13 protein-coding genes and 1 pseudogene are annotated in these 11,596 nt (G+C 70.4%); 6 read left to right on the forward strand and 8 right to left on the reverse strand.

Annotation, left to right across the window (positions count from 1 at the left end; translation table 11 throughout):
• Positions 1-49: 49 nt before the first annotated feature.
• The 3 genes from Q1K26_RS09815 to Q1K26_RS09825 all read left to right on the forward strand — a co-directional run bounded on the left by Q1K26_RS09815 (position 50) and on the right by Q1K26_RS09825 (position 2,991).
• On the forward strand, positions 50-934 hold the full coding sequence (locus Q1K26_RS09815; protein ID WP_300009346.1) for a LysR substrate-binding domain-containing protein: 885 nt from the start codon (positions 50-52) through the stop codon (positions 932-934).
• A 62-nt stretch (positions 935-996) separates the two neighbouring features.
• Complete coding sequence (locus tag Q1K26_RS09820) at positions 997-2,070, forward strand: class 1 fructose-bisphosphatase (RefSeq protein WP_300009349.1); 1,074 nt, start codon at positions 997-999, stop codon at positions 2,068-2,070.
• 24 nt (positions 2,071-2,094) lie between these two features.
• On the forward strand, positions 2,095-2,991 hold the full coding sequence (locus Q1K26_RS09825) for a phosphoribulokinase (protein ID WP_094931704.1): 897 nt from the start codon (positions 2,095-2,097) through the stop codon (positions 2,989-2,991).
• 410 nt (positions 2,992-3,401) lie between these two features.
• On the opposite strand, the gene Q1K26_RS09830 is transcribed toward Q1K26_RS09825, so the two are convergent.
• The 4 genes and pseudogenes from Q1K26_RS09830 to Q1K26_RS09845 form a co-directional block, all read right to left on the reverse strand.
• Positions 3,402-4,142, reverse strand: coding sequence for a methyltransferase domain-containing protein (locus tag Q1K26_RS09830; protein ID WP_300009352.1), 741 nt, complete (start codon positions 4,140-4,142; stop codon positions 3,402-3,404).
• A 423-nt stretch (positions 4,143-4,565) separates the two neighbouring features.
• Positions 4,566-6,035 carry a hypothetical protein gene (locus tag Q1K26_RS09835; RefSeq protein WP_142054787.1) on the reverse strand — a complete coding sequence of 490 codons (1,470 nt, stop codon included), beginning with the start codon at positions 6,033-6,035 and terminating at the stop codon, positions 4,566-4,568.
• Between the two features lie 116 nt (positions 6,036-6,151).
• Complete coding sequence (locus Q1K26_RS09840) at positions 6,152-6,493, reverse strand: helix-turn-helix transcriptional regulator (RefSeq protein WP_142054789.1); 342 nt, start codon at positions 6,491-6,493, stop codon at positions 6,152-6,154.
• Positions 6,490-6,735, reverse strand: a pseudogene (locus Q1K26_RS09845) (tyrosine-type recombinase/integrase); the annotation flags it as partial. The pseudogene Q1K26_RS09845 and the gene Q1K26_RS09840, both read right to left, overlap by 4 nt.
• A 444-nt stretch (positions 6,736-7,179) precedes the next feature.
• Between Q1K26_RS09845 and Q1K26_RS09850 the strand changes: the two are divergent.
• Positions 7,180-7,338, forward strand: a complete 159-nt coding sequence (locus tag Q1K26_RS09850; protein ID WP_300009355.1) for a hypothetical protein — start codon at positions 7,180-7,182, stop codon at positions 7,336-7,338.
• 97 nt (positions 7,339-7,435) lie between these two features.
• Here Q1K26_RS09850 and Q1K26_RS09855 read toward each other — a convergent pair whose 3' ends face one another.
• The 4 genes from Q1K26_RS09855 to Q1K26_RS09870 form a co-directional block, all read right to left on the reverse strand.
• Complete coding sequence (locus Q1K26_RS09855; RefSeq protein ID WP_300009370.1) at positions 7,436-7,699, reverse strand: ATP-binding protein; 264 nt, start codon at positions 7,697-7,699, stop codon at positions 7,436-7,438.
• Positions 7,700-7,818: 119 nt separating this feature from the next.
• Positions 7,819-8,808: a tyrosine-type recombinase/integrase gene (locus tag Q1K26_RS09860; protein WP_300009358.1), complete on the reverse strand. Its 990-nt coding sequence runs from the start codon at positions 8,806-8,808 to the stop codon at positions 7,819-7,821.
• Positions 8,805-9,740, reverse strand: a complete 936-nt coding sequence (locus Q1K26_RS09865) for a tyrosine-type recombinase/integrase (RefSeq protein ID WP_300009361.1) — start codon at positions 9,738-9,740, stop codon at positions 8,805-8,807. The genes Q1K26_RS09860 and Q1K26_RS09865 overlap by 4 nt, the downstream gene beginning before the upstream one ends.
• A complete protein-coding gene (locus Q1K26_RS09870; protein ID WP_300009364.1) occupies positions 9,737-10,411 on the reverse strand; it encodes a tyrosine-type recombinase/integrase in 675 nt (224 codons plus the stop codon). Before Q1K26_RS09870 ends, Q1K26_RS09865 begins: the two co-directional genes overlap by 4 nt.
• Before the next feature lie 113 nt (positions 10,412-10,524).
• Here Q1K26_RS09870 and Q1K26_RS09875 point away from each other — a divergent pair, with 113 nt between their 5' ends.
• Positions 10,525-10,815, forward strand: coding sequence for a transposase (locus Q1K26_RS09875; RefSeq protein ID WP_158559862.1), 291 nt, complete (start codon positions 10,525-10,527; stop codon positions 10,813-10,815).
• Complete coding sequence (locus Q1K26_RS09880; RefSeq protein ID WP_300009367.1) at positions 10,812-11,462, forward strand: IS3 family transposase; 651 nt, start codon at positions 10,812-10,814, stop codon at positions 11,460-11,462. Before Q1K26_RS09875 ends, Q1K26_RS09880 begins: the two co-directional genes overlap by 4 nt.
• Positions 11,463-11,596: the final 134 nt, after the last annotated feature.

Consider the following 11,596-nt stretch of genomic DNA (forward strand, 5'->3'; position numbering starts at 1 on the left):
TGCTGGACCGCATGACGATCCGGACGACGAGCACGGGCCGGGCGGCGACGTGACCACGAACGCCAGGCTGCGCACGCTGGTCGAGCTGGCCGACACCGGCTCGGTCCGCGCCGCGGCCGAGCGCCTGGTGGTCACCGAGTCGTCCGTCTCGTCGGCGATCAGCGCTCTCAGCGCCGAGGTGGGCACCCCACTCGTCACCCGGCACGGCCGGGGCGTCCGGCTCACCCCGGCCGGGGAGCACTACGCCGAGTACGCGCGCAAGATACTCGGCCTGCACACCGAAGCTCTGCTCGCGGCCCGCGCCGAGGCCGACCCTGAGCACGGCGCCGTCCGTATCGGTGCGGTCACCACCGCCGGGGAGTTCCTGATCCCGGACATGCTGGCCTCCTTCCGGGTGCACCACCCTGGCGTGGTGCTGCGACTGGAGGTGGCGCCGCGCGGGCTCATCTGGCCGATGCTGGCGCGCCACGAGGTCGATCTCGTCGTCGCGGGCCGGCCGCCCGACGAGCTGCGCACCGCTCGGGTGCGAGCCGTCAGCCCGAACGCGCTGGTCGTGGTCGGCGCACCGGACGCGGGCGCAGGCTTCGACCCCGCCCGGGTGACCTGGCTGCTGCGCGAACCGGCGTCGGGGATGCGGGCGACCTGCGCGGCGCTGCTGGAACGCCTGGACATCGCCCCGCCGTCGATGACGCTCGGCTCGAACGGCGCCGTCGTCGCCGCGGCCGCGGCCGGGCTCGGTGTCACGCTCGTGTCGCGGCAGGCCGTGCGCCGCGAGCTGGACGCCGGCGCGCTGGTCGAGCTGCCGGTCCCCGGCGCCCCGCTCGACCGGCCGTGGCACATCGTCGCCCAGCCGGACCCGACGCCGTCCACGCGGCTGCTCCTCGAGCACGTGCTGGCCGTACCGGAGCTCGGCTGGCGCGCACCCCGCTCATGACCCCCCATCGGGCCCCCCGCCAGGGGGATTCCCGCGCCCGCGGGTGCGAGCAGGCTCTGCTCATGCTGGCCGATCACACGACGCTCGCGCAGTTCCTCATCGAGGAACGGCGCCACCATCCCACCGCGTGTGGGGACCTGAACTCGGTGATCCTCGAGGTAGCACTGGCATGCAAAGCGGTCGCCAACCGCGTCGCGCTCGGCGGGCTGCGCGACACGCTCGGCAAGATCGACAGGACCAACGTCCAGGGCGAAGTGCAGCACAAGCTCGACGTCATCGCCAACGACTACTTCCTGCGTGCGACCGAGCGCAACGGCCGCCTCGCGGGGATGGTCTCGGAGGAGCTCGACGATCCCTACGTGCTGCCCGCGGGCTACCCGCGCGGCAAGTACCTGCTGCTGTTCGACCCGCTCGACGGTTCGTCGAACATCGACGTGAACGTCTCGGTCGGGAGCATCTTCTCGGTGCTGCGCGCGCCCCGACCGGGGGTGGACGCGGAGACAGCGGACTTCCTGCAGCCCGGTACGGCCCAGGTCTGCGCCGGTTATGCGCTGTACGGTCCGGCGACGACGCTGGTGTTGACGGTGGGCGGCGGCGTGCACGAGTTCACGCTCGACCGGTCGCTCGGCGAGTTCATCCTCACCCGGGAAGCGATCCAGGTGCCGGCCGCGACGGGCGAGTACGCCATCAACGCGTCGAACCGCCGGTTCTGGGAGCCGGCCGTGCGCCGCTACGTCGACGAGTGCATGGCGGGCAGTTCCGGGCCGCGGCACCGGGACTTCAACATGCGCTGGGTCGCCTCCCTGGTCGCCGAGACGCACCGGATCCTCACCCGGGGCGGGGTGTTCCTCTACCCCCGCGATTCCAAGGATGCGGCCAAGCCGGGACGACTGCGGCTGCTCTACGAGGCCAACCCCGTCGCGTTCCTGATCGAGCAGGCGGGCGGCGCGGCGAGCACCGGCCGCGAACGGATCCTCGACGTGGTTCCGACCGGCATTCACCAGCGCATCCCGCTGATCTTCGGGGCGCAGGACGAGGTCGCACTGCTCGACCGGTACCACCAGCTGCACAACGACCACCCGTACGACTCCCCCCTGTACGGCGAGCGCAGTCTGTTTCGCGCGAGCAGCGGCTGACGGTAGCTGGAAGAAAGGGACGGCATGTCACGCAGGCACCCGATCATCTCGGTCACCGGCTCGTCCGGGGCCGGCACCACATCTGTCATGCGCACGTTCGCGCAGATCTTCCGGCGGGAGGAGGTGCGCGCTGCGTTCGTCGAGGGGGACAGCTTCCACCGCTACGACCGCGTCGCGATGAAGGCGGCGATGGCGGCTGCCCACGAGCGCGGCGACCACGCGTTCAGCCATTTCGGCCCGGAGGCAAACCTGTTCGACGAGCTCGAGGAGCTCTTCCGCACCTATGGCGAGACGGGCACCGGCAAGATCCGCAAGTACCTGCACGACGACGTGGAGGCTGCCCCCTACGGGCAGCAGCCCGGGACGTTCACGCCGTGGGAGAGCCTGGCGTCCGACACGGACGTGCTGTTCTACGAGGGCCTGCACGGTGCGATCCGCACCGGCACGGTCGACGTCGGCCGGCACGCCGACCTGCGGATCGGTGTCGTCCCCGTGCTCAACCTCGAATGGATCCAGAAACTGCACCGGGACAAGGGGGCCCGTGGGTACACATCCGACGCGGTCACCGAGACCATCCTGCGGCGGATGCCGGACTACGTGAACTACATGTGCCCGCAGTTCTCCAACACCGACGTGAACTTCCAGCGGGTGCCCGTCGTCGACACGTCCAACCCCTTCATCTCGCGATCCATCCCGACCGCGGACGAGTCGATGCTGATCATCCGGTTCCGCGATCCGCACGGGATCGACTTCCCCTACCTGCTCTCGATGCTGCACGACTCGTTCATGTCGCGTGCGAACACGGTCGTGTGCCCCGGCGGGAAGATGGAACTTGCCATGCAGCTGATCTTCACGCCGATGATCAGGCGGTTGATGGAGCGTAGCCATGTCGAGCTCGCGGCCGGCAACCGCCGGCAATGAGCTGCGGCAGGCAACGCACGGATAGCCGCGGAGGCGCGGACTTCTCGTTCCAGATCCGAGATCCGGGTCGTGTTGTCGACGGTGGTCGTGCCCGGTCGGATACCGGCGTCGATCTCGGCTCGGGCGACCCAGCCAGGCAGCGTTTCCGCACTGATCCCCACCTGCTCGCTGATCCGCCGGCACGCTCCCTTACCGCTGCTGCCCGGCTCGGCCCGGGCGTCGAGCACGAGCCGGATCGCCGGCTCCCGTAGCTCGTCGGGCTACTTCCTCGGCTGCCATCGTTCCGTGATCGGAGAATGGAGCCCCACCTCAACCGGGCGCTGCCCGAACTCGCCGTGCACGCCATCGAGCGCCGGCTCGCCGAGGAGGTCGATGAGCGGCTGGCTCGTGCATGCCAGGCCCAACCCCGGTCAGTCTTGCCGGTGCGCAACCAAGGTGATGGCGCCGAGGTTGTCGCGGTAGCGATGGAAGGTGCGCCAGATCCGCGTGAGGCGAGGTAGCACGGAGGGATTGGCGAGGCTGCGCCCGAGGATGGTGGCCGTCCCGCCGAGCCCCTCGTCGGCGAGAACGGTGCGGGGGTCGAGCAGGAGCAGGGGGCTGGTCTCCTCCACGTGGACGGTGAACCCGCTGCCTTCGAGCAGTGTGCACCACTCCGGGCGGGTCAGGGGCCGCGCGCCGATCCGGAGCACGCTAGTCAGGACGGTCTGGATGTCGTCCTTGGCGGCTTCGGTGAGGTTGTCCGGGGTGAGGAGAAGTTCGTGGATGCCGTAGCGCCCCGTGGGAGTCAGCAGGCGCGCCACCTCGGCGAGCACAGCAGCCTTCATGCTCGCGGGCTCGAGAGTGAGCAGCGCTTCGCCGTAGACGGCGCCGGCGCTGTCGTCGGGGAGTCCGGAGCGGTGTACGGGAGCCACGACGCATCGGTGGCCAGTGCCGTCGAGCTGGTTGCGTGCCCGGGCTGCCTCCGCCTCGCCGCGCTCGATCCCGATGTAGGAACGGGGTCGGTAGGCCAGGGCGAGCGCCGCGGTGCGCCCCAGGCCCGGCCACATCTCGACCACGTCGTCCGAGGCGGTGATCGCCAGGTTCGCGATCATCCGCTCGGACATCGCGAATCCGCCGGGCCGCATGACCTTCTTGCCCAGTCGGCCGAGCATCCAGTGTGCTGGCATGCGCGTGAGCGGGAGGCCCGCACCGAGCTCGGGCCCGGGTTGCGCGTCGTGGGTAGCGACCATGCAGTGAGCTGGCCGAGGCCGCAGGCAAGGGCGTGGTCCCCTTGACGTAGATCAACAGGAGATCAGCTGTCCGCGGACAGGGAGATAAGTTGTCCGCCAGCAGGGAGATCAACTGTCCGCCCACAGGGAAGTGCTGCTGTCCCTTGACAGGCCCGGTTGAAAACTGACAGTTCGCGGACGACAAGGGGTCGGTTTTCAGATGCCGTCGTCAGCCTCGACCGGCGCGGTCGCGATCGTCAGCGATCGAAAGGCGTCGGGTTCGTTCTGACGACAGTTCAATGAGGCTGAACCCACGGGGAACCTTAACTGGGAGGGTCGCGTATTCGTCTGCCGTGTGTTCGAGCGTCAGGTTCCGGCTCGGGTCGGTGCGGCGTAGCGGTTCCAGATGCCGCCGGCGTTGATGGTCTGGCGCTGGGTGGTGGTGTTGTGGAACCCGAGGGCGTCGGCGATGACCGGGGCGGGTGCCTGGAGTGCGAGTTGTCGGATGGCGCCGACGCGGGCGCGCCGCATCGGGATCCCGAGGTTGCGTAAGCCCAGGCTGAGGCTGGTGTAGTTCAGCGGCTGGCCGGCGTGCCGGCCGGGGAACAGCCAGGGGTTGGTGCTGCCGGCGGGTCGCTGCGCGAGTAGCCGACGGACGAGGGTGGCGAACGGTTCGGGGACCGGTGCGGGCGGGTCGCCGAGGCGCAGGGTCATCGCGCCGTCGTCGTCGGTGACGATGTCGTCGATGGTGATGGTCCTGATGCGGGTGACGGGCTGGGCGTAGAGCAGCAGGACGCAGGCCGCGACCCGCATCCGCAGCGGCCCGTTCCCGCTGTCCCCGCCGTCGCCGGCGCTGTCGGCGCTGTCGGCGCCGTGGTCGGTGACGGAGCGGCGCAGCAGGTCGAGGCGTTGGGTCTGGGTGAGGGCCTCGCCGGTGGTGAACCGGGTCCGGGCGAAGGTCAGTGTCGGGAGGTTGCGGCTGGTCATGGCCCAGTTCAGGAACCCGCGTAGCGATTGCCGGCGCCCGATCTTGAGCGCGGTGTAGTAGCGGTCGAGGTCGACCTGTCCGAGCTCGCCCGGGTGGCGGCCGGTGTCGGCGAGCCAGTTGCAGAACATGGTGGCCTGGACGAACTCGAGCCGGGCGTAGGTCCGGGCAGGAGGAGTGATCGGCTGCAGCGCGGCTTTGGTGCGCATCCGGGGTAGCTGGTGCCAGAGCCCGAACTGGCGCAGCAGCCGCTCGTGGGGATGGGCGGCGAGACCGGTGAGGCGTCGGGTCAGCCAGGCTTCGTAGTCGAGAAGCTGCTTGTCGATCTCCGGTAGCGCGCCGCAGTGGACGAGCAGCGCGCGCAGGTAGGGGACCCCGGCCTGGTCGGGGTAGGTGTTCAGGTCGGGGTGGGTCAGCGGCAGGTCCCCGGTGGCCAGGGCGCGCAGCAGGTCGCGGTTGTGCGGCTTGGTGAGCCAGACCAGCCGCCCGCCCGGGGTCGGGGTGGGGCCGGTGCTCAGCGCGGCGGCGAGCGGGACCAGGGCGGGGTCGATGTGGCCGGTACCGTTGTCGAGCAGCGCGGCGACCCGGTCGGTGACCGTACAGCGGATGCAGAGTTTGCGGTGGTAGAGCCGTCCCTCGGTTTGGCAGCGGCGGCACCGGAACACGCTGTGGATGATCCCGGCGCAGGCCGGGCAGATCGGGGAGCCGTCGGCGCCGCGGCCGGGAAGGATCCGCTGCTCACCGCAGCCGGGGCAGGGGCCGTGGATCCTCAGGGCGGCCAGGGCGCAGGTCCGGCAGAGGCGTCCCTCGGGCCAGCACCGGTAGGCGGAGTGGTCGCGTCCGCAGCGCACGCAGATCCACCGCTTCGCGCGCGGCGGCGCAGCGACGGACGTCGTGCCGGCCGTGGTCCCTGTCGTCGTGGTCGGTGCCGTGGTCGATTCGTTGTCGGGCGGGTGTGGCGGTCGGGTCACGGCTCGGGGCGCAGCCGGGCGCGGGTCGGGCGTAGCTCGGACGGGCCGGCGACGGCGGTCGGGCCGGTGGCGCCGGCGGTCTTGCGGGTGGTGGTGTTCTCGGCTCGGGTGGCGATGAGGTCGGCGGGGGTGACTTCGAGCAGGTCGCAGAGCGCGGCGAGCACGGGAAGCGAGAGCCGTTCGGGGGTGCCGGTGACCAGGCGGTGGATTTGGGAGGCCGACAGCGTGATGCCGCGTTCGGCGAGCAGCGGCGCGAGGTGGGTGGTGGTAAACAGCCCGCGGGTGGCCATGATCTCGCGCAGCCGCCACTGGTAGCTGACCTGGCGTCGGCGGTTCATCGGCTGCTCCGGTCCGGTCGCGGCCAGAGCGCCACCGCGGTCGCGGTGGTCGCCGTGGCGCCGGTTGCGGCTTGGGCGAGGGTGGCGTCCAGCGCGCGGCGCAGGGTGCGGGTGCGGAAGTCCGAGGACACGCAGGTGTAGATCGCGGTCGTGGAAGCGTGCTCGTGCCCGACCTGGTGCTGGACGAAGAGCGGGTCCCACCCGGCCTCGATCAGGTGGGTGACGTAGGAGCGGCGCAGTGATGACGCTCGCCGAAAGTGCCCAGATGTGCTCAGCGAAAGTGCTCAGCTGCGGGCGTGTTGAGGCTGCCAGTTCCTGTCTGCGGCTGCAAGATCCGCGGGCTCGGGTGATCAGATGTGGAGCCTGCGGTGCTCGGCGACTCGGCAGGCCGGACGGCAGTAGCGGCGGGGTTGGCCGCGCTGGTTGAGCGGCATGTGGAAGGTGCGGTTGCAGAGCCAGCGGTCGCAGCGCCGGACCAGGCAGCCGGGGTGGTCCGGGCATGGCCCCGGCGCCGGGGTCGGGCTGTAACGATATTCGCCTCCGCTGCTCATGGGCTTTCTCTCGTGGGAGCCGGGGCGCTGCGGCCGGCGTGGGCCGGGTAGCCGCCGCTGGTGATCCTCGTCGGGGGTGGCGCGGGGACGGCGACGCGCGCGGCAGCCGGCGTGGTGATCAGGGTGACCAGGACGATGGGCCCTCGGCAGTGCGGACAGCGCTGGACCGCGTTGACCTCGTTCGCCGCGTCGTTCCTCGTGTCGGCGTCGTTCCTCGTGGCCGGGGACGGGGTCACGGGGCGCCGGGCGCGGCGGCGGCGCCAGGCGGTGGCGCGGCAGCGCTCGGAGCAGTAGATCTGGCTGGGTTTGCGGGGGTGCGGGACGAACGACGTCGTGCAGGTCGGGCAGCGCCGTTCGGGGTCGGTCGGGGCGGGGGCGTGGGTGGAGTCGGTCATGAGCGGACCGCCCGGCGCAGGTCCTCGGTGCGGGCTTGGTGGGTGCGCAGCCGGTAGAACGGGCCGTCGATGCCGAGCACGACCGCGCGTTGCAGGAGTCTGTCGAGCATGGCCGCGGTGACCATCGGGTCGCCGAGGCGGGAGGCCCAGGACGCGACCCCGAGGTTGGTGGTGAGCACGATGCTGCCCTTGAGGTGCCGTTGGGTGATCACCTGGAACAGCGCGGCGACGGCCTCCTCGGGGACGTTGAGGTAGCCCAGCTCGTCGAGCTATGCGGATATCCGCATAGATCGACCTATGCCGACACCGCGACTATGCCGAGACGCGGATAGTGATGGCCTGGTGACGCAGGAGATCGGCGGTTCGCAGCTCGGCATAGTCACAGGCTTTCGAGGAACGCGAGGACCTTGTCCGGCGGGCGGTAGCGGCCCCGTCGGGCGGTCGCTGGTGTGGTCAGGGCGAGGGCTTTCTCCTTGATCGTGATGTCGGCGTGGACGTAGGCGTCGGTGGACCGGACGCCGGCATGGCCGAGCCAGAGCGCGATCACCGAGGTGTCGACGCCGGCTTGCAGCAGAGTCATGGCGCAGCTGTGTCGCAGGACGTGTGGATGAACTCGCTTGCCCTGCAGCGAGGGGCATCGTTGCGCGGCGGTGCCGGCGTGGGTGCTGACCCGTAGCGCGACGGCGTCGCGGCTGAGCCGACGGCCGGTGCGGGTCGGGAACAGCGGATCGGTCGGGCGTCCGGCTCGCTCCTTGAGCCAGACACGCAGCACCGCCTCGACGGGGCCGGTGAGAGGGACCGCGCGTTGCTTGCGTCCCTTGCCCTCGCAGCGAACGTTGGCGCCGGCTCCGAGGGTGACCTCGGCGCAGTTCAGGCCGGTGAGTTCGGAGACCCGCAGGCCGGTCTGCACGGCCAGCAACATCAAGGCACGGTCACGTCGGCCTTCCCACCGGGCCTGGTCCGGGGCGGCGAGCAGGGCGTCGATCTCGGGTGCGGTCAGGAACGTCACGATCCGCTTGTCGAACCGCTTGGGCGGGATCGCCAGGACGCGCGCGATCAGCGCCGCGTGCTCGGGATGGCGCAGGGCGGCGTAGGAGAACAACGACCGGATCGCGGTCAGGCGCACGTTGCGCGTCCTGATGCTGTTGCCCCGCTCGTGCTCGAGGTGGTGCAGGAACGCGGAGATCACCGTGGCGTCAAGGTCGTCCCAGTCCAGCACGGAGGGCAGCTTGCCGGTCTGGCGGAGGACGAACCCGAGCAGCAGCCGAAGGGTGTCGCGGTAGGCCGCAATGGTGCGCGGGCTGGCCTGGCGCTGCTGAGCGAGCCGGTCGGTGAAGAAGGCCTGCAGCGTCGGCGCGATCAGGGTCATGACCGCGCCTTCGCCCACGCGGTGTCCTGGCGGGCGGCGGCCAGCGCGAGCAGTTCCGGAGCGGCCGAGAGATACCAGTAGGTGTAGCGCGGCTCCCGGTGCCCGAGGTAGGTCGACAGCGCCGGGATCTTGGCGGCCACGTCCTCGCCCGACTGATACCAGCCGAGCAGGGTGGAGACCGCGAAACTGTGGCGCAGGTCGTGCAGCCGCGGAGGGTGGGGCGCGCCGGCGCCGACACCGGTGTCGTCGACCAGTTGCCGGAAGGTCTGCGAGACCACGGCGTAGAGCAGCCGCTTCCCGGTGAGGGACACGAAGAAGCTCGGGTCCTGTGGCCGAGGCTTGAGCTGATCACGCAGCCCGGCGTAGTCGTGCAGCGCCGCCATGGTGCTGGGCGCCAGGGGCACCAACCGGGACTTGCCGAACTTCGACTCGCGGATCAACAGCACGCCCTGGGCCCAGTCGATGTCGCCGCGGTCGAGCTTGATCACCTCACCGATCCGCAGCCCGGCGACCGCGAGCAGCCCGATCAGGGTGGCGTAGGTGGCTGCGCGCAGCGGTGAGACGATCGAACAGCGGGCCCGCTCGATCACCGTGTCGATGTCGGCCGGGGAATAGATGAACGGGCGGCGCCAGCGCTGCCGGTGTGGCATCAGGCCCAGGGGCGGGACCTCGGTGTCCGCGTCGATGCCGGCCAGGTAGCGGGCGAAGCCGCGGGCGGCGGTCATCCGCCGCGGCCCGATAGTCGTCACCCGGCCATCGGTGTTGGCCTGCTGGGCCCACGCCAGCGCCGCCTCGATCGTCACCGTGCGCGAGCCGTGGGCGTCGAGGTAGGCCACGAACCCCGGCAGCAGCCAGCCGGCCTCGGCCAGCTCGTGCCCGAGCGAACGCCGTAGCTGCAGGTAGTCGGCCAGCGCCTGCTCGAGCGCGCTCACCGGGCTGTTCCCGGCCAGGGCTGAGCGACTCGCCGCAACGCGTCGAGATCGACCTTGGCGTAGAGGGCGGTGGTGGCCAGGTCCTGATGACGGAGGACCTGGCTGATCGCGACCAGGCCGGCGCCGCGGGCCAGCAGCTCCCCGGCCAAGGCATGGCGCAGGCGGTGTGGCCCCACCCGTGGCAGCCCGGCTCGCGCGCACGCCCGCTCGACGACGTCGTTGACCAGGTCCGCCCGGATCGGTCCGCGAGGAGCTCGGCACGTCAGGAACAGATGCCGCGCCCCGGTGGGATAACGGACACCGGCGGACAAGTAGCCCACCAGCGCCTCACCGACCTCCGCGGGCAACGGGAGCCGGTCGTGGCGGCGCCCCTTGCCGCGGACGACGAGTTCCCCGGCCCGCCAGTCCACATCGCGCAGCTCCAGGCGTGCGATCTCGATCGAGCGCAAGCCCAGCCGCGCGAGCAGCGTCATGATCGCGAAGTTCCGGACGCCGACGGCGCTGCTGCGGTCGCAGCTGTCGAGCAGACGTTGAACGTCCGCGGTAGTCATGGTGGGCGGGGGCAAGGTAGCCAAGCGCCACCCACCGACCGGAGGCACGGCCGCCCCCAGCGGCAACGGCGTGATGGCCTGCAGATGCAGGAATCTCAGGATCGAGCGGAGCTCAGCCACCCGCCCCTTCGCCGACCCGGCCGAGACCCGAGCGCACTCCCGCAGCAGTGGCGAGCCTCCCACATTCCGGACACCGGACCCAATAAGGTCCGGCCCGGATTGGAGGACGATCATTGCGAGAACGTCGCCGTAAGTTCAGTCCCGAGTTCAAGGACGAGGCCGTGAAGATGGTGACCGAGTCGTCCCGGGCGATCGCCGAAGTCGCCCGTGAGATCCAGGTCAACGAAGGCACCCTCGGGAACTGGGTGAACAAGTATCGGGTCGAGCACGCCGATGAGGAGCCGCCGCTGTCCATCTCGGACCGGGCCCGGCTGCGCGAACTCGAGCGGGAGAACCGTGAACTGAAGATGAAGGCCGAATTTCTGGGAAAAGCGGCAGCCTTCTTCGCCCAGGAGTATCGGTGAGCGCGAAGTTCGAATTCATCGATGCGCAGAAGGCGCAGTACGCGATCGTGAAGATGTGCGCGTGGCTGGGCGTGTCCACCTCCGGCTTCTACGAGTGGCGCGACCGGCCCGCCTCGGCGACCGCCCGCCGCCGGGAGCGGCTCGCCGCCCTCGTTCAGTGGATCTTCGACGACTCCGACCAGACCTACGGGCACCGCCGCATCCACGCCGCACTGGTCCGCCAGGGCGACCGGTGCAGCCCGGAGCTCGTGCGGGCGATCATGTGCGAGCTGGGCCTGGTCCCGTGCCAGCCCCGGCCGTTCCGACCGGCGACCACCGTGGCCGGCGACGCGGCGCCGGCGCCCGACCTCATCGGCCGCGACTTCAGCGCCGACGTGCCGGGCACCAAGCTCGTCGGCGACATCACCTACATCCCTACCTGGGAGGGCTGGCTCTACCTCGCGTCGGTGATCGACTGCTGCACCAAGGAATGCATCGGCTACGCCCTCGCCGACCATATGCGCGCCCACCTGGTCATCGACGCGCTGCAGATGGCAGCCCGAAACCACACGCTGGCCGACGGCGCGATCTTTCATTCCGATCGCGGTACCCAAGGCGGATTCAACTGGTCGTCGCAACACCTCGATCATGGAGGTGTTGGGCAGTGAGCCTTTGCCAACCTGATCATGAGTTGGCGATCATGAGGGTCTGAACTGCGGCAACGAGGGTGCCGGCGCGGGTCGGGCTGGCGCGGATCTTGCGGAGGATCTTCCAGTTCTTCAGCTCGGCGTTGGCCCGTTCG

This window comes from Pseudonocardia sp., from assembly GCF_029263155.1.
Taxonomy (GTDB): domain Bacteria; phylum Actinomycetota; class Actinomycetes; order Mycobacteriales; family Pseudonocardiaceae; genus Pseudonocardia.